The organism is Streptomyces sp. NPDC051684 (assembly GCF_044453445.1).
Lineage (GTDB): Bacteria > Actinomycetota > Actinomycetes > Streptomycetales > Streptomycetaceae > Streptomyces.
Genome location: NZ_JBITCS010000055.1, coordinates 1 through 20,986 on the forward strand (window position 1 = coordinate 1; position 20,986 = coordinate 20,986).

At 70.0% G+C, this 20,986-nt stretch carries 22 protein-coding genes; 9 read left to right on the plus strand and 13 right to left on the minus strand.

Annotation, left to right across the window (positions count from 1 at the left end):
- Window positions 1-595 precede the first annotated feature (595 nt).
- Window positions 596-1,237 (minus strand): DNA-3-methyladenine glycosylase, encoded by a 642-nt coding sequence (locus ACIA8D_RS38360; RefSeq protein ID WP_399239517.1) that lies wholly within the window; start codon window positions 1,235-1,237, stop codon window positions 596-598.
- A gap of 107 nt (window positions 1,238-1,344) precedes the next feature.
- On the opposite strand from ACIA8D_RS38360, the gene ACIA8D_RS38365 reads away from it, so the two are divergent.
- From ACIA8D_RS38365 to ACIA8D_RS38375, 3 genes are all read left to right on the plus strand, one after another.
- Window positions 1,345-2,127, plus strand: a complete 783-nt coding sequence (locus ACIA8D_RS38365) for a sporulation protein (protein ID WP_399239519.1) — start codon at window positions 1,345-1,347, stop codon at window positions 2,125-2,127.
- 66 nt (window positions 2,128-2,193) lie between these two features.
- Window positions 2,194-2,736, plus strand: a complete 543-nt coding sequence (locus ACIA8D_RS38370; RefSeq protein ID WP_399239521.1) for a YbhB/YbcL family Raf kinase inhibitor-like protein — start codon at window positions 2,194-2,196, stop codon at window positions 2,734-2,736.
- Window positions 2,737-2,908: 172 nt separating this feature from the next.
- Window positions 2,909-3,415: an HNH endonuclease gene (locus ACIA8D_RS38375; protein WP_399239523.1), complete on the plus strand. Its 507-nt coding sequence runs from the start codon at window positions 2,909-2,911 to the stop codon at window positions 3,413-3,415.
- 65 nt (window positions 3,416-3,480) lie between these two features.
- Here the strand turns inward: ACIA8D_RS38375 and ACIA8D_RS38380 are convergent, their stop codons facing one another.
- From ACIA8D_RS38380 to ACIA8D_RS38390, 3 genes are all read right to left on the minus strand, one after another.
- Complete coding sequence (locus tag ACIA8D_RS38380) at window positions 3,481-4,437, minus strand: SPFH domain-containing protein (protein WP_399239525.1); 957 nt, start codon at window positions 4,435-4,437, stop codon at window positions 3,481-3,483.
- A 135-nt stretch (window positions 4,438-4,572) separates the two neighbouring features.
- The gene (locus ACIA8D_RS38385) at window positions 4,573-5,007 is read right to left on the minus strand and encodes an NfeD family protein (protein WP_399239527.1); all 435 of its coding nucleotides are present in this window, start codon (window positions 5,005-5,007) and stop codon (window positions 4,573-4,575) included.
- A 68-nt stretch (window positions 5,008-5,075) separates the two neighbouring features.
- Complete coding sequence (locus ACIA8D_RS38390; RefSeq protein ID WP_399239529.1) at window positions 5,076-5,873, minus strand: ABC transporter ATP-binding protein; 798 nt, start codon at window positions 5,871-5,873, stop codon at window positions 5,076-5,078.
- A 163-nt stretch (window positions 5,874-6,036) separates the two neighbouring features.
- Between ACIA8D_RS38390 and ACIA8D_RS38395 the strand changes: the two genes are divergently transcribed.
- Window positions 6,037-6,819 carry a hypothetical protein gene (locus tag ACIA8D_RS38395; RefSeq protein WP_399239531.1) on the plus strand — a complete coding sequence of 261 codons (783 nt, stop codon included), beginning with the start codon at window positions 6,037-6,039 and terminating at the stop codon, window positions 6,817-6,819.
- A gap of 81 nt (window positions 6,820-6,900) precedes the next feature.
- On the opposite strand, the gene ACIA8D_RS38400 is transcribed toward ACIA8D_RS38395, so the two are convergent.
- The 4 genes from ACIA8D_RS38400 to ACIA8D_RS38415 form a co-directional block, all read right to left on the minus strand.
- Window positions 6,901-7,140 carry a chaplin gene (locus ACIA8D_RS38400; RefSeq protein ID WP_399239533.1) on the minus strand — a complete coding sequence of 80 codons (240 nt, stop codon included), beginning with the start codon at window positions 7,138-7,140 and terminating at the stop codon, window positions 6,901-6,903.
- A 246-nt stretch (window positions 7,141-7,386) separates the two neighbouring features.
- Window positions 7,387-7,632 carry a chaplin gene (locus tag ACIA8D_RS38405; protein WP_399239535.1) on the minus strand — a complete coding sequence of 82 codons (246 nt, stop codon included), beginning with the start codon at window positions 7,630-7,632 and terminating at the stop codon, window positions 7,387-7,389.
- A gap of 147 nt (window positions 7,633-7,779) precedes the next feature.
- Window positions 7,780-8,421, minus strand: a complete 642-nt coding sequence (locus ACIA8D_RS38410; RefSeq protein WP_399239537.1) for a response regulator — start codon at window positions 8,419-8,421, stop codon at window positions 7,780-7,782.
- Entirely contained in the window at window positions 8,414-9,559 is a 1,146-nt protein-coding gene (locus tag ACIA8D_RS38415; protein ID WP_399239539.1) for a GAF domain-containing sensor histidine kinase, read from the minus strand. Before ACIA8D_RS38415 ends, ACIA8D_RS38410 begins: the two co-directional genes overlap by 8 nt.
- A 185-nt stretch (window positions 9,560-9,744) precedes the next feature.
- Here ACIA8D_RS38415 and ACIA8D_RS38420 point away from each other — a divergent pair, with 185 nt between their 5' ends.
- The 3 genes from ACIA8D_RS38420 (at window position 9,745) to ACIA8D_RS38430 (ending at window position 12,598) form a co-directional block, all read left to right on the plus strand.
- On the plus strand, window positions 9,745-10,440 hold the full coding sequence (locus ACIA8D_RS38420) for an SDR family NAD(P)-dependent oxidoreductase (RefSeq protein ID WP_399239541.1): 696 nt from the start codon (window positions 9,745-9,747) through the stop codon (window positions 10,438-10,440).
- Window positions 10,440-11,522, plus strand: coding sequence for an S-adenosylmethionine:tRNA ribosyltransferase-isomerase (locus ACIA8D_RS38425; protein ID WP_399239543.1), 1,083 nt, complete (start codon window positions 10,440-10,442; stop codon window positions 11,520-11,522). Before ACIA8D_RS38420 ends, ACIA8D_RS38425 begins: the two co-directional genes overlap by 1 nt.
- 320 nt (window positions 11,523-11,842) lie before the next feature.
- Window positions 11,843-12,598, plus strand: a complete 756-nt coding sequence (locus ACIA8D_RS38430) for a transglycosylase SLT domain-containing protein (RefSeq protein ID WP_399239545.1) — start codon at window positions 11,843-11,845, stop codon at window positions 12,596-12,598.
- Between the two features lie 101 nt (window positions 12,599-12,699).
- Here the strand turns inward: ACIA8D_RS38430 and ACIA8D_RS38435 are convergent, their stop codons facing one another.
- Window positions 12,700-15,225, minus strand: coding sequence for an FHA domain-containing protein (locus ACIA8D_RS38435; RefSeq protein ID WP_399239547.1), 2,526 nt, complete (start codon window positions 15,223-15,225; stop codon window positions 12,700-12,702).
- A 219-nt stretch (window positions 15,226-15,444) separates the two neighbouring features.
- On the opposite strand from ACIA8D_RS38435, the gene ACIA8D_RS38440 reads away from it, so the two are divergent.
- Window positions 15,445-16,962 carry a streptophobe family protein gene (locus tag ACIA8D_RS38440; protein WP_399239549.1) on the plus strand — a complete coding sequence of 506 codons (1,518 nt, stop codon included), beginning with the start codon at window positions 15,445-15,447 and terminating at the stop codon, window positions 16,960-16,962.
- 175 nt (window positions 16,963-17,137) lie between these two features.
- Window positions 17,138-18,379, plus strand: coding sequence for a phosphoserine phosphatase SerB (gene serB / locus ACIA8D_RS38445; RefSeq protein ID WP_385766683.1), 1,242 nt, complete (start codon window positions 17,138-17,140; stop codon window positions 18,377-18,379).
- Between the two features lie 82 nt (window positions 18,380-18,461).
- Here serB and ACIA8D_RS38450 read toward each other — a convergent pair whose 3' ends face one another.
- The 4 genes from ACIA8D_RS38450 to ACIA8D_RS38465 form a co-directional block, all read right to left on the minus strand.
- A complete protein-coding gene (locus tag ACIA8D_RS38450; protein WP_399239551.1) occupies window positions 18,462-18,980 on the minus strand; it encodes a SixA phosphatase family protein in 519 nt (172 codons plus the stop codon).
- Window positions 18,981-19,062: 82 nt separating this feature from the next.
- Window positions 19,063-19,269: a hypothetical protein gene (locus tag ACIA8D_RS38455; RefSeq protein WP_399239553.1), complete on the minus strand. Its 207-nt coding sequence runs from the start codon at window positions 19,267-19,269 to the stop codon at window positions 19,063-19,065.
- Window positions 19,270-19,447: 178 nt separating this feature from the next.
- Window positions 19,448-19,558 carry an SGM_5486 family transporter-associated protein gene (locus tag ACIA8D_RS38460; protein WP_266725572.1) on the minus strand — a complete coding sequence of 37 codons (111 nt, stop codon included), beginning with the start codon at window positions 19,556-19,558 and terminating at the stop codon, window positions 19,448-19,450.
- A 38-nt stretch (window positions 19,559-19,596) separates the two neighbouring features.
- Complete coding sequence (locus tag ACIA8D_RS38465; protein WP_399239585.1) at window positions 19,597-20,886, minus strand: CynX/NimT family MFS transporter; 1,290 nt, start codon at window positions 20,884-20,886, stop codon at window positions 19,597-19,599.
- Window positions 20,887-20,986: the final 100 nt, after the last annotated feature.

The window sequence follows — 20,986 nt, forward strand, 5'->3', positions numbered from 1 at the left end:
AGCGTTCGTCCTGAGCCAGGATCAAACTCTCCGTGAATGTTTCCGGGATGTCCCGGTGACACCACGAGAGCGGAACAGTCGGAGGAATAATCCGATCGTTCACAGCGTCCTCGCTGTGCGCCTGCCAGCCAAAGGCCGACAGGACTTTTCAAAGGAACCTCGTCCCAGCAGATGCTGGAGACGGGGTATCAACATATCTGGCGTTGATTTTTGGCACGCTGTTGAGTTCTCAAGGAACGGACGCTTCCATTGTACTCACCCGCAGAACATTCTCTGGGGCTTTCCTCCGGGCGCTTCCCTTCGGTATTTCGTGTTTCCAACCCTACCAGATCCGTTTTCCGTTCCGTTTCCGGTTCGGATTTCATTTCCGGTGGCCGTTGGAGGGCCTTTGCCTTTCGGCGTGTCGACCACATTAGCCGAATCTCCCGGCAACTCATAATCGAGTTCTACGGGTTCGAATTTCGACATGCGGACACGCCGAAAAGACCCCGCCGAGGGAGATCGTAATGAGTGGTTTGGCCGCTTCCGGTGGTTGGCTCAGAGCCAGATCCGGCTTCAACGGCTCGAGCCACATTACGGATCCCGCAAGGGCGCGTCAAGTTGAGCGGCGGCGCGGCGTATGGGCCCGATAAGGGCTCACCGTCGGGTCGTTGGCCACCCAGAAGCGCCAGGGGTGGACGCCGCCCTCGCCGGAGACTCCGGTGCGCGGGCCGTTGCGTACCTGGTCAGTGGGTACGGGGTTGCCGTGCAGGACCGTCAGTGGGGAGTCCACTCCGGCGCAGGCGTCGGTGCCGTCCAGGGAGCGGTCCACGCCGAGGGCCGTGGCCATGCGGGCCGGACCTTTGGCCAGTTCCTTGTCGTGCCGGGCCGATAGTCGACGCTCGCGGGCCAGGTCGGCGCCTTCGGTGATCTCGCCGGCCCGGAGCAGTACGGCGCTCGCTCGGCCCTCTTCGCCGCAGACCAGATTCATGCAGTGCCACATGCCGTAGGTGAAGTAGACGTACACATGTCCGGGGCTCCCGAACATCACGCTGTTGCGGGCGGTCTGGCCCCGGTAGGCGTGGGAACCCGGGTCGTTCGCGCCGTCGTAGGCCTCGACCTCGGTGAGGCGGAGCTCGATCGGTCCGTCGGGGGTCTGGCGAACCAGCGTGCGTCCCAACAGGTCGGGGGCTACGTCCAGTACGGGTCGGTCGAAGAACTCACGCGCGAGGGGCGTACGGTCAGGGGCCGCGATCATGCCCTCCGAGGGTAGTGGAGCGGGCGGGACGGAACCGTGCGCGGGTGTTCCGCGTTTGTAGTCAGCAGTATTCGGCAGTGGTTCGCACACACGGAGGAGATCGGGTCATGGGGTTCAAGCGGCTGTTGGCGAGTCTGGGTGCGGGCGGGGCGTCCGTGGAGACGGTACTCACCGAGGTCAATGTCGTGCCCGGTGGTGTCGTTCAGGGTGAGGTGCGGATCCAGGGCGGGTCCGTCGACCAGGAGATCGAGGGGCTTTCCGTCGGTCTGCAGGCGCGGGTCGAGGTCGAGGGCAACGACCAGGAGACGAAGCAGGACATCGAGTTCACCAAGGTGCGGCTCGGGGGTGCGTTCGAGCTGAAGGCGCAGGCCGTGCACGCCGTGCCGTTCGGGCTCGAGATTCCGTGGGAGACGCCCGTCACGACGATCGACGGGCAGCAGCTGCGCGGCATGAACATCGGTGTGACGACCGAGCTGGAGATCGCCCGGGCCATCGACTCGAGCGACCTCGACCCGATCAACGTGCACCCGCTGCCGTCCCAGCAGTCGCTGCTCGACGCCTTCATCCGGCTCGGCTTCCGGTTCAAGAGCGCGGACATGGAGCGCGGGCACATCCGGGGGACGCGGCAGAAGCTGCCGTTCTACCAGGAGATCGAGTTCCACCCGCCGCAGCAGTACCGGGGGCTCAACCAGGTCGAGTTGAGCTTCGTGGCCGACGACCGGGAGATGGACGTCGTACTGGAGATGGACAAGAAGCCGGGTCTGTTCAGCGAGGGCAGTGACACGTTCCGGTCGTTCGTGGTCGGGCACCACGACTTCCAGGGCACGGACTGGTCCGCGTATCTGAACCAGTGGCTGTCCGAGGTCGGCAGCAAGCGGAACTGGTTCTAGGGTTTCAGGAGCAGGGCCGACAGGCTCTGTGGAACCAGTGTTTCCGTAGATCCAGGAGGTGTCGTTGTGACCGAGCAGCCCACGAGGGCTTCGCTTCCTCATGACTTTCATCCGCAGGTGCCGTCGTTCACCGTCGTGAGCCAGGACTTCGAGCCGGGCGGGACGCTGGACGACGCGCAGGTGTACGCGGCCGGGAACACGTCGCCGCACCTGCGCTGGGAGGGCTTCCCGGCGGAGACCAAGAGCTTCGCCGTGTCGTGCTTCGACCCGGACGCACCAACCGGCAGCGGGTTCTGGCACTGGAGCGTGTTCGACATCCCGGCCTCGGTGACCGAACTGCCGGTGGGCGCCGGCAGCGGCAAGTTCGAGGGGCTTCCCGAGGGCGCCGTGCAGGTGCGCAACGACTATGGGACGAAGGAATTCGGGGGCGCCGCGCCGCCTCCCGGAGACCCCGCCCACCGTTATGTGTTCACCGTGTACGCGGTGGATCAGGAGAAGCTCGGTCCGGATTCGGATGCTTCTCCCGCTTTCGTCGGGTTCAACCTGCGGTTCCACACGATCGCCCGGGCCCAGGTCATCGCCGAGTACGGGGCGCCCGCCGAGGGCTGAGCCACAGCCCAGCGTTCACTGAACGTTTGCCCGCCTCTGGTCATGGAATTGATCAGAGGCGGGCATTTTTGCGTGGGGCTGCAGTTATTGCGTTGTCCATCTCGGCGTGCACGGCCAGAGTTGACGCACGGAACGCCGAGGGGTGATCCGCTGCGTACGGGAGGTGGGCAGGGTGCGGGACACACTGGTGCTGAACGCGAGCTTCGAGCCGCTCTCCACTGTGACACTCAATCGAGCCGTCGTGCTGGTGCTGCAGGACAAGGCCGTCGTCGAGCAGGTCCACCCCGAGCTGCGGATGCGCGGGGCCGCGATCGACATCCCGGTGCCCCGGGTGATCAGGCTGTGCAGGTATGTCCGGGTGCCGTTCCGAAGACGCGCGCCGTGGTCCAGGCGGGGTGTGCTCGTACGGGATCAGCACCGGTGCGCGTACTGCGGCAAGCGGGCGACGACCGTCGACCACGTGGTGCCGAGGTCGCACGGTGGCGCCGACACCTGGCTGAACACGGTGGCGTCCTGCGCCGACGACAATCACCGCAAGGCGAACCGGACGCCCGAGCAGGCGGGGATGCCGCTGCTGCGGCAGCCGTTCGAGCCGACGCCCGCCGATGCGATGCTGCTGTCGCTCGGGGCCGGCGGGCGGGCCGAACTGCCGGACTGGCTGGCGCGGACCGCCGCGTAGGACATGACAGGACGAGGGCCCGCCGACCGCATGGTCGGCGGGCCCTCGTCGTCGGGTGCGGGGAGCTAGTCGATCGGCGGCTGCTCGCGGCGCGGCTGCGGCGGCATCGGCATCACCGGCGGCGTCTTCGCGTCGCTGCCGCCGGGCGTGGCGCCGAAGTTGCCGAAGGCGCCCGAGAGGCCCTTGAGGGCGTCGCCGATCTCGCTGGGGACGATCCAGAGCTTGTTGGCGTCGCCCTCGGCGATCTTCGGGAGCATCTGCAGGTACTGGTACGAGAGCAGCTTCTGGTCCGGGTCTCCGGCGTGGATGGACTCGAAGACCGTACGGATGGCCTGGGCCTCGCCCTCCGCGCGCAGGGCCGCTGCCTTGGCCTCGCCCTCGGCCTTGAGGATCGCGGACTGCTTCTCACCTTCGGCGGTCAGGATCTGCGACTGGCGAATACCTTCGGCGGTGAGGATCGCGGCGCGCTTGTCACGGTCGGCGCGCATCTGCTTCTCCATCGAGTCCTGGATGGAGGTGGGCGGCTCGATCGCCTTGAGTTCGACGCGGTTGACGCGGATGCCCCACTTGCCGGTGGCCTCGTCGAGGACGCCGCGCAGCGCCGCGTTGATCTCCTCGCGGGAGGTCAGGGTCCGCTCCAGGTCCATGCCACCGATGATGTTTCGCAGGGTGGTGACCGTGAGCTGCTCGATGGCCTGGATGTAGCTGGCGACCTCGTACGTGGCGGCCCGCGCGTCCGTCACCTGGTAGTAGATGACGGTGTCGATGTTGACCACCAGGTTGTCCTGGGTGATCACCGGCTGCGGCGGGAACGGCACGACCTGCTCGCGGAGGTCGATGCGGTTGCGGATCGAGTCGATGAACGGGACGACGATGTTCAGGCCCGCGTTCAGCGTGCGTGTGTAGCGGCCGAAGCGCTCGACGATGGCGGCGCTGGCCTGCGGGATGACCTGGATGGTCTTGATCAGCGCGATGAAGACCAACACCACCAGAATGATCAGGACGATGATGATCGCTGACATCGAGTCTCCCGTGCCCCTCGTACCGTTCGTACCGTCGTGGTTCCGGCGCGCTCGCGCCGGAAGATCATGAGGTCTTGCGCGTCGAGTGTGTCAGAACTGCCCACGTGGCGGGGCTGGTTCGGGCCACATATCGGTTCACATGACGATCGCCGTGGCCCCTTCGATGTCGATCACGTCGACCTGGCGGCCCGGCTCGAACGCCGCGTCCGCGTCGAGGGAGCGGGCCGACCAGATCTCGCCTCCCAGCTTGATCCGGCCGCCCTCTTGTCCGTCGACGCGCTCGACGACGACGGCCTGTTTGCCCTTCAGCGCCTCGATGCCTGTCGCCAGTTGGGGTTTCTGGGCGCGGTGCCGGTTGGCCACGGGTCGTACGACCGCGATGAGCGCGCACGAGACGATCGCGAAGACGATCACTTGGAGGACAACACCGCCGCCCATGCCTGCCGTGACGGCGCCCGCGACGGCTCCGACGGACAGCATGCCCAGCTCGGGCATGGCGGTGATGACGAGCGGGATTCCGAGTGCGGCCGCCCCGATCAGCCACCACACCCATGCGTCGATGTCTGCCACACGGCCATGGTAGATCGGCAACTCCCGCGCGGACAGGGGCTGTCCGGACCGCGCGGGGGCGCGAAGGTTCAGCTCAGGGGCAGGCCGGTGGCGGTCCAGCGGCCGTTGTTCTCCTCGACGACCAGCGGGAGGCCGAAGCACTTGGAGAGGTTGCGGGAGGTGAGCTCGAGCTCGATCGGGCCCGCGGCGAGGATCCGGCCCTGGCGGATCATCAGGACGTGGGTGAATCCGGGGGCGATCTCCTCGACGTGGTGCGTGACCATGATCATCGAGGGGGCGATCGGGTCGCGGGCGAGGCGGCCGAGGCGGCGGACCAGGTCCTCGCGGCCGCCGAGGTCGAGACCCGCGGCGGGCTCGTCGAGCAGGAGCAGCTCGGGGTCGGTCATCAGGGCGCGGGCGATCAGCGTGCGCTTGCGCTCTCCTTCGGAGAGCGTGCCGAACTTGCGGTCCAGGTACTCGTTCATGCCGAGGCGGTCGAGGAACGCGCGGGCACGCCGCTCGTCCACGTCCTCGTACTCCTCCTGCCAGCCGGCCGTCATGCCGTAGGCGGCGGTGAGCACGGTCTGCAGGACGGTCTGTCGCTTGGGCAGCTTGTCGGCGAGCGCGATGCCGGCGACACCGATGCGCGGGCGCAGCTCGAAGACGTCCGTGCCGGGCCTGCCGAGGGTCTCGCCGAGGATCGTGGCGCTGCCGCTGCTCGGGTAGAGGTAGCTCGAGGCGACGTTCAGGAGGGTGGTCTTGCCCGCGCCGTTGGGTCCGAGGATGACCCAGCGCTCCCCCTCCTTCACCGACCAGGAGACCTGGTCCACCAGAGCCCGGCCCTCGCGGACCACGGATACGTCCTCCAGCTCCAGTACATCGCTCATGAGCGCGTTGTCTCCCATTGCAGTCTCGTCTGTTCGCCGCGTCGTCGTGCTTCGCACAGTTCCTGCTCGGCACGGCCCCCAAGGAAAACTTACGCCACCGCCCCAGTGGTCCATTCCATCGGTCTGGCTTTTGGCGGCTTTGCGGGCTTCTAAGGTGGGGCGCATGCTCACTGAACCACGCTCGGGACGCCTCGCGGCCTGGGGAAATGCCCTTCTTGGCGGATTTGTCGGGCCCGATGACGCGGCCGTCGCGATCGTCGGCGAGGACGCGTCGCACCGGGTGGCGGGGCTGCCGGGCGAGGACGGGCCCGTCGGCCTGACGCTGGCGCTCGGCCGGCTGCGGGCGCTGGGCGTCGGCGGGCTGCGCGTGGCGCTGCCCGCGCCCGGTCATCCGCTGGGGCTCAGCGGGCCGCCGGAGTTCAACGCGCGGGCGCTGGAGGCCGAGGAGGCGGTGGTCTGTCACGGCGCCGCGCTCGGGCTGGTTCCCAAGGTGTACGAGGTCGGCCCCGAGGGCGATGTGCACGCCGAGGTGACGTGGCACTGCCTGCCGGTGCGGGAGGCGCCGCCCGCGGACGTGCCCTCGCTCGGCGAGGCCGAGCGGGAGCTGGCGGAGGCGCTGCGGGACGCGACCGAGGTGCTGACTCGGCTCGACGTGGCGGGGTCGGGGCCGGTGTCCGAGGCCGCGGTGGACGCGTACCGGGCGCGGGCCGAGCGCGGGCGCGAGGCACTGGCGCCGGGGTATCCCGGGCGGGCCGTGCGGGTGCTCGAGCTGGCGCAGCGGGTGGGGCTGCTGGTCTCCGTGGCGTACGAGAGCGGGCACGGGGGTGCGGTGAGCGCCTCGGAGATGGGGGCGCGGGCGCTCGCGCTGCGCCCGGTGGAGCGGACGGCGCGGCGCGCGCAGGTGGCCGCGTACAACGCGTTCGTGGAGGAGCGGGAGCGGGGCTGACAGCAAGGCCGGGAGAAGAAGAGCAAAGCCCCCACGGACCGGGTCCGTGGGGGCCTTTGTGTGCCTCGGGGGCAGCGAACCTCAGTTGTTCGCCGCGGTGTTGCCGAACGCCGGGTTCAGCAGGCCGATGACGTTGACGGAGTTGCCGTCGACGTTCACCGGGACGTGCACCGGAACGCCGACGTTGTTGCCCGAGCCAACGCCCGGAGAGTTCGCGGCCACGCCGTCGGCGTTCGAGTCGGCGAAGGCGGCACCGGCGCCGGCACCCGCGGCGATACCGGCGACGGCGACGGCCACGGCGGCCTTCTTGGCGATGTTCATGAGAAGCGTTCCTCCAGATATTGCGGTCCGACCCCAGCCGCGGGGTCGCACGCTGAGAAACGCGCGGGGCGCGCGGCAGACACGGGGCGACCCCCGGATCCGCTCGATTGGATCAATAGGCCGACGAATCGACCAGTCGCGCTATCGAACGGGAGAGTCACGCCGGAAGGGGCGGGAGGGCCACCCCGGAAAAGCGGACCGGCCCCGCGAGGAACACCCCGGGGGCCGGCGAAGCCTGAGCACGCGTCAGCCGTTGTAGCCGTCGTTCGCGAACGCCGGGTTGAGGGCGCCGATCACCGTGGCGGTGTTGCCCACGGCGTTCACCGGAACGTGGACCGGGACCTGAACCAGGTTGCCCGAGCCGACGCCCGGGGACTTCGTGGCGTGGCCGTGGGCCTGCGCACCGTCGGTGGCGGAGGCGAGGCCCGCACCGGCGGCGACGAGGCCACCGGCCACGAGGGTGACGGCTGCGGCCTTCTTCAGGTTCTTCACTTCTGGATCCTCCTAGCGGTCGCCGCGACACGACCGCCGCAGCACGCACTGGAGAACGCGGCCCAGCCCGAAGGGATGCGCCATTCGAGGGACATCTACACGACGGTATGAATTCCAGAACGGAGTATGACGCTCCGGGTTGCCGCCTCAGCCCGTGACGCCGTGCCGTACCGCCCACAGGGCGGCCTGGGTGCGGTCCGCCAGATCGAGCTTCATCAGGATGTTCGAGACATGCGTCTTCACCGTCTTCTCCGAGAGGACGAGGGCGCGGGCGATCTCCCGGTTCGAGCGGCCGTCGGCGATCAGGCCGAGCACCTCGCGCTCGCGCTCCGTGAGGGAACCGCCTCTCCCCTGCCCGTTGTTGCCCTCGTCCTGGGCGAGCAGGGCGCCCGCCACCTCGGGCTGCAACAGGATGTGGCCCGCGTGGACGGAGCGGATGGCGCCGGCCAGGGCGTCGGGGTCGACGTCCTTGTAGACGTAGCCGGCGGCCCCCGCGCGCAGAGCGGGCACGACGGTGCGCTGCTCGGTGAAGCTGGTGACGATCAGCACCTTGGCGGGGTTGTCGAGTTCGCGGAGCCGGCGCAGGGCTTCGACCCCGTCCATGACCGGCATCTTGACGTCCATGAGGACGACGTCGGGCTTCAGTTCCTCGGCGCGGGCGACTCCTTCGGCGCCGTCGCCGGCCTCGCCGACGACCTCGATGTCGCCCTGCACCTCCAGGAAGGTGCGCAGGCCCCGGCGGACGACCTGGTGATCGTCGACCAGCAGTACCTTGATCGGGTCAGCCACCGGGGACCTCCATCTCGATCGTGGTGCCCTTGCCGGGCTCCGAATCCACTGTGAGCCGGCCGCCGACCCCGCCCGACCGGTCACGCATGGAGACGAGCCCCAGGTGGCGGCCCGCGCTGCGGATCGCCTTGGGGTCGAAGCCCGCTCCGTCGTCGGTGACGCGCAGGACGGCGCCCTGGCCGTGCTTGTCGAGCGTGACCCGCACCTTCTCCGCTCCGGAGTGGCGCAGCGCGTTGTGCAGCGCCTCCTGGGCGACGCGCAGCAACGCCTCCTCCTGGGCGGCAGGCAGCGCCTTTATGCCGCTGGTGGTGAACGTGACGTGCGCCGAGTGAGCGCGGTCGAGCACCTGGGCCTGCGTGCGCAAGGTGGCCACCAGGCCGTCCTCGTCGAGCGCCGCGGGGCGCAACTCGACGACGGCGGCGCGCAGTTCGTCCGCAGCCTCCGCCGCGAGCTCCGCCACGTGCCCCAACTCGCCCTTGGCGCGCTCCGGGTCACGGTCCATCAGCGTCGCGGCCGCCTGCGCGGTCAGGCGCAGCGAGAACAGCTTCTGGCTCACCGCGTCGTGCAGCTCATGGGCGATCCGGGAGCGCTCCTCGGCGATGGTGAGCTCGCGGCTGCGCTCGTACAGGCGGGCGTTCGTGAGAGCGATGGCGGCGTGCTGGGCGAGGATGCCGAGCAGTTCCTCGTCGTCCTGTGTGAAGCCGCAACCGCCTTGCGGCTTAGGGCAGTTCTTGTTCGCCAGGAAGAGTGCGCCGATCGTCTCCTCGCCGTCCTTGATGGGCAGGCCGAGAAAGTCCGACATGTCCGGGTGGGCGGAGGGCCAGCCCTCGAAGCGGGGGTCCTCGCGGACGTCGGCGAGGCGCTCGGTCTTCGCGTCGCGCAGCATCGCGGCGAGGATGCCGTGCTGACGCGGCAGCGGGCCGATGGCCTTCCACTGCTCCTCGCTGACGCCGTCGACGACGAACTGGGCAAAGCCCCCGTGGTCGTCCGGCACGCCGAGCGCCGCGTACTCGGCGTCGAGCAGCTCGCGGGCCGAGGCGACGATCGTCTTGAGGACGTCGCGCACCTCGAGATGCCTGCTCATGGCGAGGAGCGCGGCGCTCACCGCGGCCAAGCCTGTACGTGGACCCTGACTCATGACCTCACCGTACCGGCGGGGTGTGACAGCCGGATCGGACCGATGGCGCGCTCCGCCTAGGTCGGTCGGCGTAGGGCGAAGGGCCCTGCGCTGTTGCTGCTCACGTACGAGGTGCCGAGGCCCCCCGTGTTCCTACGTTGAGGACACGACGCACAACGGATGACGTACTCAAGGGGACGGTTGTCATGACGGTAGCGATCATCACGGGGGCCTCTCGGGGGTTCGGGAGGGCGCTGGCGACGGCGCTGGCCGAGCGGGGCTGGGATCTGGTTCTGGACGCGCGCTCCGCCGGGCCGCTGGAGGACGTCGCGGAGCGGTTGCGCAAGCACGGCGGGACGGTGAAGGCGGTGCCGGGCGATGTCGCGGACGGCGGGCACCGGGTGGAACTGATCGCCTCGGCCTGGGAGTTGGGCGGGCTCGATCTGCTGGTGAACAACGCGAGCGTGCTGGGCGCGGAGCCGCTGGTGCCGCTCGACCGTCATTCGCTGGACGACTTCAGGTCGGCGCTGGAGGTCAATGTGGTGGCACCGCTCGGGCTGCTCCAGGAGGCGCTGCCACTGCTGCGCGAGGCGCCCGCCGGGACGGTGATCAGCATGAGTTCGGACGCGGCCACGGAGGCGTACCCCACCTGGGGCGGCTACGGGTCGACGAAGGCGGCCCTCGATCAGCTCGTGGCCGTGCTCGGGGTGGAGGAGCCGGGCCTGCGGGTGTGGGCGGTCGATCCGGGCGGGATGCGCACGGACATGCTGGCGGCGGCCGAGCCGGACGAGGATCTGAGCGAGGTGCCGCGCCCCGAGGACGTGGTCCCCGCCTTCCTGCGCCTCCTGGACCGGCGGCCCGCGAGCGGGCGCTACTCGGCCCCGTCCCTCCTGGAGGCGTGATGGCACTGGCGCTGCGGGTGCCCGAGGAGCTGTCGGCGCGGGTACCGGCCGAGCAGCGGGGGCCCGGCCGGGACAGATCGTCCGTACGTCTTCTGGTGTCGCGCGGCACCGCCGCCACCCACCACCGTTTCCCCGAGCTGCCGTCCGTGCTGCGGGCCGGGGACCTGCTCGTCGTCAACACCTCCCCTACGTTGGCGGCGGCCGTGGACGGGCGGCTCGGGCACGCGCGCGTGGTCGTGCACTTCTCGACGCGCGGCGACGACGGGCGCTGGGCGGTCGAGCTGCGGGAGCCGGACGAGCGGGGCACCACGGGACCGCGCCCCGGCGGGCCGGCCGGGACCGCGGTCGCGCTCCCCGGCGGCGTACGCCTCGTATATGAGGAGCCCCTGGCGGCCGGGAGCGAGCGGCTGTGGTGGGTGCGGGCGACCGGGGACGTGCCGGCGCTGCTCGGTCGGCACGGGCGGCCCATCCGCTACTCCTACACGGAGCGGGACCAGCCGCTGGCCGCCTACCAGACGGTGTTCGCGCTGCCGTACGCCGGCGGGGCGGGCAGTGCGGAGATGCCGAGTGCGGCGCGGCCCTTCACGGAGTCGATCGTGTCGCGGCTCGTGAGCCGTGGTGTGCAGTTCGCACCGATCACGCTGCATACGGGGGTGGCGTCCACCGAGTCGCACGAGCCTCCTTATGCGGAGCGTTTCGAGGTGCCCGAGGCGTCGGCCCGTCTGATCAACGCCGCGAGGGCCGCGGGGCAGAACGTCATCGCCGTGGGGACCACCGCCGTGCGGGCCGTCGAGTCCGCCGTGGACGGCGAGGGGGTCGTCCGGACGGCGCGTGGCTGGACGGATCTCGTGGTGACGCCCGAGCGCGGGGTGCGGGTGGTGGACGGGCTGCTGACCGGGCTGCACGAGCCGGAGGCCTCCCATCTCCTGATGCTGGAGGCGGTGGCGGGGCGGGCCGCCGTGGACCGTGCGTACGAGGAGGCGCTGCGGGGCCGCTACCTGTGGCACGAGTTCGGCGACGTGCACCTCATCCTCCCGGAGGAGAACCCTCACGCTGTGCGTTGCAGTGGCAACTTTCGGTGAGTTCGGGTGGGGGTGCGTGTGACGCCACCCATAGGGCCCACGTCACGTACGAAGGTCCGTAGTGGATGACTAAGGGACTTAGGTCCCGTTGCAGCACTGGGGCAGGAAGTCGGACATCGGCTTCCTGTCCCTTTTCGTGCCCCCGCGGCGCACTACCCGGCTTCGTAGATCACACCTTTGCCTCGGCATTTTGCGGCCGCTAAGAATGTCCATCGTTGTTCGGCGCCGCGGGGTCCTACCCGTGGCGTTCGTGTCCTAAACACGACCGTCCGGTCCCCCGGTCGGCGAGCGACTTCCGTCCTTAGAGAGGTCCCCATCTCATGTCCAAGCACGCCAACGCCGGCCATAGTCAGCTGACCCGCACCCACAAGTTCTCGCTCGCCGGTGTCGCCGCTCTCGGTGCCGCCGCCCTCGCGGTGACGCTGGTGCCGGGTCACGACACGCAGGCCTCGGCGAAGGACGAGACGGTCGCCGCCGCTCCGGTCGCGTTCACCACCGAGGCCGGCGCGAAGCAGATCAAGGACGTGCACGCCAGCGTCACCGACCAGCAGGCCGCCGCCAGCGAGAAGGCCAAGCAGGCCGAGGCCAAGGTGAAGGCCCGCAAGGAGGCCGAGGCTAAGAAGAAGGCCGAGGCCGAGAAGAAGGCCCAGGCCGAGGCTCAGGCGAAGGCCAAGGCCGCTGCCGAGGCGAAGGCGAAGAAGGAGCGCGAGGCCCAGGAGGCCGCCGCCCGTGCCGCCGCCCGCAAGCCGGTCTACGCCAACAACCTGGACGGCTGGATCAAGAACGCCCTCGCGATCATGAAGGACAAGGGCATTCCGGGTTCGTACGACGGCCTGCACCGCAACATCATGCGTGAGTCCGGCGGCAACCCGAACGCGCAGAACAACACCGACATCAACGCGGTGAACGGCACGCCCTCCAAGGGCCTGCTGCAGGTCATCCAGCCGACCTTCGACGCCTACCACGTCGAGGGCACCGCGAACAGCCTGACCGACCCGGTCGCCAACCTGGTGGCCGCGGCCAACTACGCGGCCGACAAGTACGGCTCCATCGACAACGTGGACAGCGCGTACTGATCCTGTAGTCGGGACCTCCAGGTCCGGCACACGCTGAACCCCCACGGCACGAAGGGCGGCACCCACTGGGTGCCGCCCTTCGTGTGTCCGCAGGAGATCGCCTACTTGCGCATGACTTCCGGCTCGTGGCGCCGCAGCAGGCGCGCGACCGCGAAACCGCAGGCGACGCCGAGCAGGATCAGGATCGTGAGGTTGAGGCCCCACTGGCCGACCGAGTGCTCCCACAGCGGGTCCAGGTCGTTCGGCTTCTGCGGGTCCCACGGCGGCATCAGGCGGCCGAGGTCCAGGGTGGCGCCCGCGGCGCCGACCGCCCAGCGGGACGGCATCAGCCAGGCGAACTGCTCCAGGCCCACGGTGCCGTAGATCTGGAAGAGCACGCCGGTGAACACGACCTGGACGATCGCGAACATGACGAGCAGCGGCATCGTCTTCTCGGAGGTCTTCACCAGCGAGGAGATGACGAGCCCGAACATCATCGACGTAAAGCCGAGCGCGATGATCGAGATGCACAGCTCGGCGGCCGGCGGCAGCAGCAGACCTTCCTTCGGAAGCTCACGCGTCGAGAAGCCGATGGCACAGATGATGACGCCCTGGATGGCCGTGATGAAGCCGAGGACGATGACCTTGGACATCAGATACGCCGAGCGGGACAGGCCGGTGGCCCGTTCGCGCTCGTAGATGACCCGCTCCTTGATCAGCTCACGGACCGAGTTGGCCGCCGCCGAGAAGCACATGCCGACCGCGATGATCAGCATGATCGTGCCGGCGTCCCCGTTGAACTTGGACGGCGGCTTGGGCGGGCCCAGGCCGAAGTCGGCGGGGATGACCACCGAGACGATGCCGAGGACCGCGGGCAGGATCACCATCAGGCCCATGAAGCCCTTGTCCGAGGCGATCACCGAGCAGTAGCGCCGGATCAGCGTGATCAGCTGGGAGCCCCAGGGCTGCGTCTTGGGCGCCTTGATCGCGGCGGGCGGCGCCACCGGGTCCGACTGCGCGGCGACGGCGTCGATGTCGGCCGCGTACATCTGGTAGTGCTGCGAGCCCTTCCAGCGGCCCGCCCAGTCGTAGTCGCGGTAGTTCTCGAACGCCGAGAACACGTCGGCCCACGTCTTGTAGCCGAAGAAGTTGAGGGCCTCCTCCGGCGGGCCGAAGTAGGCGACCGCGCCGCCGGGGGCCATCACGAGCAGCTTGTCGCAGAGCGCCAGTTCGGCCACCGAGTGCGTGACGACGAGGACCGTACGGCCGTCGTCGGACAGTCCGCGCAGCAGCTGCATGACGTCGCGGTCCATGCCCGGGTCGAGGCCGGAGGTCGGCTCGTCCAGGAAGATCAGCGACGGCTTGGTCAGCAGCTCCAGGGCCACCGAGACGCGCTTGCGCTGGCCACCGGAGAGGGAGGTGACCTTCTTCTCCTTGTGGATGTCCAGCTTGAGCTCGCGCAGCACCTCGTCGATGCGCTGCTGGCGCTCCTGCTCGCTGGTGTCCGCGGGGAAGCGCAGCTTGGCGGCGTACTTGAGCGCCTTCTTGACAGTCAGCTCCTTGTGCAGGATGTCGTCCTGCGGGACCAGACCGATGCGCTGGCGCAACTCGGCGAACTGCTTGTAGAGGTTCCGGTTGTCGTAGAGGACGTCGCCCTTGTCGGCGGGGCGGTAGCCCGTGAGCGCCTTGAGCAGCGTCGACTTGCCGGAGCCCGACGGGCCGATGACAGCGATGAGCGACTTCTCGGGGACGCCGAACGAGACGTCCTTGAGGATCTCCTTGCCGCCGTCGACGGTCACCGTGAGGTGGCGCGCGGAGAACGAGACGTCGCCGGTGTCGACGAACTCCTCGAGCCGGTCGCCGACCAGGCGGAACGTGGAGTGGCCGACGCCCACGATGTCGGTGGGGCCGAGCAGTGCCGTGCCGCCCTTGGGGATCGGCTGGCCGTTGACGTACGTGCCGTTGTGGGAGCCGAGGTCGTGGATCTCGAAGCGGCCGTCGGGCGACGCGTGGAACTCGGCGTGCAGCCGCGAGACCTGGAGGTCGGAGACGACCAGCTCGTTCTCCAGGGAGCGGCCGATGCGCATGACGCGGCCCAGTGCCAACTGGTGGAACGTGGTGGGGCTGCGGTCGCCGTACACGGGCGGGGCCCCCGCGACCCCACCGGCGCCCTGCTGCTGCGGCACCTTCTGCGCCTGCGGCTGCTGCTGCCACTGCCGGCCCGGCGCCTCGCGCTGCTGGGGTGCCTGCTGCGACCAGCTCGGCTGCTGCTGGTACTGCTGCGGCGGCGGCTGCTGCGCGAGGCCGGCGGCCTGCTGGCGCGCCTGGTGCGGCGAGGCCACGGCTGCGGCGCGGGCGCTGCCCTGCGCGGTCAGGCACGGGCCGTCGGTGGAGTTGCCCAGGTGCACGGACGAGCCGGGGCCGATCTCCATCTGGTGGATCCGCTGCCCCTGCACGAAGGTGCCGTTGGTCGAGCCGTGGTCCTCGATGACCCAACTGCGGCCGCCCCAGCTGATCGTGGCGTGACGCCAGGACACCCGGGCGTCGTCGAGCACGATGTCGCCCTGCGGATCGCGTCCGAGGGTGTACGGCCTGGACGCGTCGAGCGTCCAGGACCTGCCATTCAATTCCAGTACGAGTTCAGGCACTCCATGCCCCACTGAGTTGTCCCCCGAGTTTTGCCCCGTCATGGGGAGTCTAGGGATGTCGAACATCGTGAGGAACTATTTCAGGAAGCCCTCCGTGACCGAAAGGCGGGCCTTGCGCCGAGCCCGTCCGTACCTTCCGTACGTCCCTTGGCTCGCGCCCCGTTGACGGTACGGATGCGGCCCCGGAAAGTGGTAGCAGCCCACAACTCCCAACGGATCATGAGCAAATGGGATCTCAGGGACGAGGCGGGGCGGATCGGGGGGTCCTTGATGGCCTTGGCGGAGAGCGGCCAAGGGGCGAAGCGGCGCGCACAGCTGCCCGTCGGCGATGTCCTGCTGTCCGCCGTGGCCGCGGTGAGCTGGGCGTTCATCGCGATGGCCGGAGCCGCGGCGCTCGGCCTGCACTTGCTGGAGGCCGACACGGTCGCTTCGCTCGGGCCGATGACCGCCGCGGTGGTGGCGCTCGCGGCGGGCGGGAAGGTGACGCCGTCCGGGGACGTCTCGGCCTTCGGACTCGAGGGCGCGCAGGCGGACACGTCCATCAATGTCTGGCCGCTCGGTGTGGGCCTGGTGGGTGCGCTCGCGCTGAGCTGGTTCTTCCTGCGCTCCTTGCGGGCGGCGGGAGTCGAGGTGGCGCCCGGCGAACTCCTGGCGCGCGCCGGCGCCGTGCTGGCGCTCTTCGTGGCGATGATGGGCGGCCTCGCCTGGGCCGGTCACGACATCATTACGATCGACGGCTCGCAGTTGGGGCTCGACGACATCACGGGCGGCGGGAAGGGGCTTCCCGAGGGCATCGCGGACAAACTGCCGGGCGGTATCGGAGGGTTGCTACCCGACAAGGTGGGCGATCTGGTCGACGCCAAGGCGTCCGTCGGGTTCACCGTGGAGACGGTTCCTTCGTTGCTCGGCGGCGCGGCGTTCGTGGTGGGGGTCCTGGTGATCGCCCTGCTCGCGTCGCGGCGCGCTCCGCTGCCGCGCGCGCTCGCGCCGCTGCACCGGACCGTCCGCCCGGCCGCGTCGGCGCTCGCCGCGGTGCTGCTGATGGCGGTCGTCGCGGGTCTGGCAGCGGCGACGTACGCGATGATCGGCGACGACCATCCGAAGCGGATCGCGGGCGCCGCGCTGCTCGGGGCGCCCAACGGGGTGTGGCTCGGCATCCCCCTCGGGCTCTTCGTGCCGTGGGACGGCAAGGCGACGGGCGAGCTGGCGAAGCTGCTGCCGGACCCGCTGGACGAACTGCTCAAGGCCTCGGCGAACGAGCCGGTGACGCTGGGGCGGCTCGCCGAACTCGACAGCAGGGTGTGGTTGTTGGGCGTCGCGGTGGCCCTGATGATGCTGCTCGCCGGGGTGCTGACGGCGGTGCGCTCGCCCGTGACGCGGGGCGTCTGGGGGTTCGCGGGGCGGTGCGCGTTGCGCCTCGGGGGCGTGACGGCGCTCGCGCTGCCGCTCCTTGTGTGGCTCACCGATGTGTCGGCGGGGGCCTCGCTCTCGGTCCTCGGCTTCGACGCGTTCGGGGCGGGCATCGAGCTGCACGGGCGAATCGGGACGGCGGTGCTGCTCGGGGCGGCGTGGGGGGCGGGGGCGGGGGCGCTCGGGGCGGTGCTTGCGTATGCGACCGGGCGGGCGCGGCCGGCCCCGCCCGCGGACGGTGGGCCGCCGGGTCCGTATCAGCCCAGTCGGCCTTATCGGCCGGCCGATCCGGATACGAATCCGTATCTGCGGCCGTATCGAGAGTGACGAGTGGTCCGGGGTTGCGGTCTCGGGGCGCTGCCCCGGGCCCCGCTGCTCAATCGCCGCAGGGGCTTGAAATGCGCGCCTCAATCGCCGGCGGGGCTTGGTCGGCCGGGCCGCCGCTCAAGGGGTGGGCTTGATTGCGGCGCCCGCACACAAGCCCGATAACGTAGACCCCATCATGAGCGCTTCGCAGCCCCAGCCCACCGCTGATGCCCCTCCCGTGGATGTCCCGGCGGACGTCCCCACCCTTCTGGTCAAGATCTTCGGCAAGGACCGGCCCGGTATCACCGCCGGACTCTTCGACACCCTCGCCGCCTACTCCGTCGATGTCGTCGACATCGAGCAGGTCGTCACGCGCGGGCGCATCGTCCTGTGCGCCCTGGTGACCCAGCCGCCGGCCGGGCTCGAGGGAGATCTGCGCTCCACCGTCCACAGCTGGGCGGAGTCGATGAAGATGCAGGCGGAGATCATCTCCGGCATCGGCGACAACCGTCCGCGCGGCACGGGCCGCTCCCACGTCACCGTCCTCGGCCACCCGCTCACCGCCGAGTCGGCCGCGTCGATAGCGGCCGCCATCACCGGCACCGGCGGCAACATCGACCGCATCTTCCGGCTCGCGAAGTACCCCGTGACGGCCGTCGAGTTCGCGGTGTCCGGCACTCCGACGGAGGCGCTGCGCACCGTCCTCGCCATAGAGGCCGCGAAGCTGGGCGTCGACGTGGCGGTCGTCTCCGCCGGACTGCACCGGCGCGCGCAGCGGCTCGTCGTGATGGACGTCGACTCGACGCTCATCCAGGACGAGGTGATCGAGCTGTTCGCGGCGCACGCGGGCTGCGAGGACAAGGTCGCCGAGGTGACGGCGGCGGCGATGCGCGGCGAACTCGACTTCGAGCAGTCGCTGCACGCGCGCGTGGCGCTGCTCGCGGGCCTGGACGCCTCGGTCGTGGAGAAGGTGCGCAGCGAGGTCCGGCTCACCCCGGGGGCCAGGACCCTCATCCGTACGCTCAAGCGTCTCGGCTACCAAGTGGGGGTCGTGTCGGGTGGGTTCACGCAGGTCACGGACGACCTGAAGGAACGCCTCGGGCTCGACTTCGCGCAGGCGAACACGCTGGAGATCGTCGACGGGAAGCTGACCGGCCGGGTCACCGGCGAGATCGTGGACCGCGCGGGCAAGGCGCGCCTCCTGCGGCGGTTCGCCACCGAGGCGGGCGTGCCGCTGGAGCAGACCGTGGCGATCGGCGACGGCGCGAACGACCTGGACATGCTGAACGCGGCCGGGCTCGGTGTCGCGTTCAACGCCAAGCCGGTCGTGCGGGAGGCCGCGCACACCGCGGTGAACGTGCCGTTCCTCGACACGGTGCTCTATCTGCTGGGCATCACGCGCGAAGAGGTCGAGGCGGCCGACACCCTGGAACCGTAGGACATCGTGCGTGGGGCCCGGTACCGGTGATCGGTACCGGGCCCCACGTCGTACGTATGACGGGACGGGCGAGGCGGTGCGATTACTCGCTCGGCGCCCAGTAGTCGACGAGCGTGGCGGTGCCGGGCTCCAGGCTCTTCCACGGTCCGGTGAACGTGAGCACGGAGAACGCCGCGGTCGGGAAGCCACGTCGGTTCAGCCGCTGCCGGGCGTCGCCCTCGGCGTCCGCGGCGAGGATCTCGGAGAGGGCCTGCACACCGGGGTTGTGGCCGATCAGCACGGCGTCGTGCACGTCGTCCGGCGTCTCGTTCAGCACGGCGATCAGTTCGCCGGGCGACGCCTCGTAGATCCGCTCCTCGTACACGGTCTTCGGTCGCTCCGGCAGCTCCTGCACGGCGAGCTTCCAGGTCTCACGGGTACGCGTGGCGGTCGAGCACAGGGCCAGGTCGAAGGTGATGCCTGCGTCGGCCAGCTTGCGGCCGGCGACGGGGGCATCCCTGCGGCCCCGCTCGGCGAGCGGCCGCTCATGATCGGAGACCTGCGGCCAGTCCGCCTTGGCATGCCGGAAAAGGACAATCCTGCGGGGTTCTGCGACGCTCATACGTCCCAGCTTCGCATGAAACCCTCGGCCGGGCGCAGGGAGTTGACGGGGTCTCCCGGCACGAGTGAACGGCGTATGTGCCCTATGGGAGCACCAGATCCCTGGCGTGGGCCAGGATCCGCACGATGCTCGGGTCGCCGGAGGCGGCCTGGGAGTCGGCCGGGTTGAGGATCAGCAGGAGCAGCGCCACGAAGGCCACGGCCGGGAGCACGACCGCCCACCACGGCAGCCGGATGTCGACGCGACCCGGGGCTGCCGTGCGGGACCGGGTGTACGTGGGGGCCGACATGGGTGCCTCCGAGGGCCGTGGTCCGTATGCGCTTCGTCCGGTGCCGACGATCTCGGCGACACTTCGAAGGTACGCAGCCGGGGGCCCCGGTCCCATCCGGTGATCCACCCACTTCACCCTGACACTGGCCCCCTAGGGGATGGTGGAGTTAACCCCACCCCCTCGCCGGGGCCCGGTCCTACGGTGCGGCGATGGACGCGATGATGCCGACGACGACCGTGACGGCCAGCATCGCGCCGAGCACGAGGAGGAGCTTCTTCTGGCCGTTCTGGGGGTTCGGCTCGAGCACAGGCGACATGCGCCAAGTGTCGCACCTGTCCCCGCCCCTCAGGACGCCGGGGCCGCCTTGGGCGCGGCGTCCGCCTCGTCCTCGACGGTGCGGTTGCGCCCCGCGAACACGCCCACCACGATCTGCGGCACCATCAGCGCGGCCATCAGCGCGATGGGCGCTCCCCAGCCGCCGCTGTGCTGGTAGAGGACGCCGACGAGCAGCGGCCCGGGGATCGAGATCAGGTAGCCGGTGGACTGCGCGAAGGCGGACAGCTTGGCGACGCCCGCGCCGGTGCGGGCACGCATCCCGACCATGGTCAGCGCGAGCGGGAAGGCGCAGTTCGAGATGCCGAGCAGCACTGCCCACGCCCAGGCGCCGGAGGCCGGGGCGAAGTACAGGCCCGCGTAGCCGGCGAGGCCGCACACGCCGAGGGCGATCACCATCGGCCCCTGGCTGGGCAGCCGGGCCGCCATGCGCGGGATGACGAAGCCGAGCGGGATGCCCATCGCCATGGTGACGGCGAGCAGCACACCCGCGGTCGACGCGGAGACGCCCGAGTCGCGGAAGATCTGCGCCATCCAGCCCATCGTGATGTACGCGGCCGTGGCCTGGAGCCCGAAGAAGACGGCGAGCGCCCAGGCGGTACGGCTGCGGGCGATGCGCAGCCCGGTGCCCTCCGCGGCCGTCGTGCTCTCGGCGGCGGGCGCCGCGGCGGCCAGGGTGGAGGTGTCCTTCTTGCGGACGAGCGGCAGCCAGGCCAGGGCCGCCGCGACGGCGAGCACCGCCCACACCGCGAGCCCGGCCTGCCAGCTGCCGCCGAGCGCCGAGGTCACCGGCACCGTCGCGGCCGCCGCGGTGGACGTGCCGAGCGCGAGGGCCATCGAGTACAGGCCGGTCATGGTGCCGACCTTGTCGGGGAACCAGCGCTTGACGATGACCGGCATCAGGACGTTGCTGACCGCGATGCCCATCAGGCCGAGCGCGCTGGCCACGAGGAAGCCCGCGGTGCCGCCGGTGAACGGGCGCACGACCAGGCCCGCGGCGATGGCGAACATGCCCGCGCAGACGACGGCGCTCGGGCCGAAGCGCTTGGCGAGCCGGGGCGCCATCACGCCGAAGATCGCGAAGCAGAGCGGCGGCACGGAGGTGAGCAGTCCGGCGACGCTGCCGCTCATCCCCAGCCCGTCGCGGACCTCTTCGAGGAGGGCTCCGAGGCTGGTGATGGCGGGCCGCAGGTTCACCGCGGCGAGCACGATGCCGACCATGACCAGCCGGACCACCCACGCGCGCGGGGCGTGCTGCTCGGTCCGCAGGGGGGTCTCGGGGTCGGCGCTCGGTGGTGCCATCGTCGGGGTTTCCTCACTAGCCATGAGGCCATCTTAGAATCATGGGATGATTGGCTGTCCAATCGGTTCGCTCCGTAAGACTCCGCCCGCACGAAGGAAC

Coding starts and splice junctions, on each gene's coding strand:
- serB (WP_385766683.1), top strand. CDS start 17,138: ATGAGCGCTTCGCAGCCCCAGCCCACCGCTGATGCCCCTCCCGTGGAT.
- ACIA8D_RS38420 (WP_399239541.1), top strand. CDS start 9,745: ATGACGGTAGCGATCATCACGGGGGCCTCTCGGGGGTTCGGGAGGGCG.
- ACIA8D_RS38390 (WP_399239529.1), bottom strand. CDS start 5,873: ATGAGCGATGTACTGGAGCTGGAGGACGTATCCGTGGTCCGCGAGGGC.
- ACIA8D_RS38425 (WP_399239543.1), top strand. CDS start 10,440: ATGGCACTGGCGCTGCGGGTGCCCGAGGAGCTGTCGGCGCGGGTACCG.
- ACIA8D_RS38415 (WP_399239539.1), bottom strand. CDS start 9,559: ATGAGTCAGGGTCCACGTACAGGCTTGGCCGCGGTGAGCGCCGCGCTC.
- ACIA8D_RS38365 (WP_399239519.1), top strand. CDS start 1,345: ATGGGGTTCAAGCGGCTGTTGGCGAGTCTGGGTGCGGGCGGGGCGTCC.
- ACIA8D_RS38360 (WP_399239517.1), bottom strand. CDS start 1,237: ATGATCGCGGCCCCTGACCGTACGCCCCTCGCGCGTGAGTTCTTCGAC.
- ACIA8D_RS38395 (WP_399239531.1), top strand. CDS start 6,037: ATGCTCACTGAACCACGCTCGGGACGCCTCGCGGCCTGGGGAAATGCC.
- ACIA8D_RS38380 (WP_399239525.1), bottom strand. CDS start 4,437: ATGTCAGCGATCATCATCGTCCTGATCATTCTGGTGGTGTTGGTCTTC.
- ACIA8D_RS38400 (WP_399239533.1), bottom strand. CDS start 7,140: ATGAACATCGCCAAGAAGGCCGCCGTGGCCGTCGCCGTCGCCGGTATC.
- ACIA8D_RS38455 (WP_399239553.1), bottom strand. CDS start 19,269: ATGTCGGCCCCCACGTACACCCGGTCCCGCACGGCAGCCCCGGGTCGC.
- ACIA8D_RS38450 (WP_399239551.1), bottom strand. CDS start 18,980: ATGAGCGTCGCAGAACCCCGCAGGATTGTCCTTTTCCGGCATGCCAAG.
- ACIA8D_RS38465 (WP_399239585.1), bottom strand. CDS start 20,886: ATGGCACCACCGAGCGCCGACCCCGAGACCCCCCTGCGGACCGAGCAG.
- ACIA8D_RS38430 (WP_399239545.1), top strand. CDS start 11,843: ATGTCCAAGCACGCCAACGCCGGCCATAGTCAGCTGACCCGCACCCAC.
- ACIA8D_RS38440 (WP_399239549.1), top strand. CDS start 15,445: ATGAGCAAATGGGATCTCAGGGACGAGGCGGGGCGGATCGGGGGGTCC.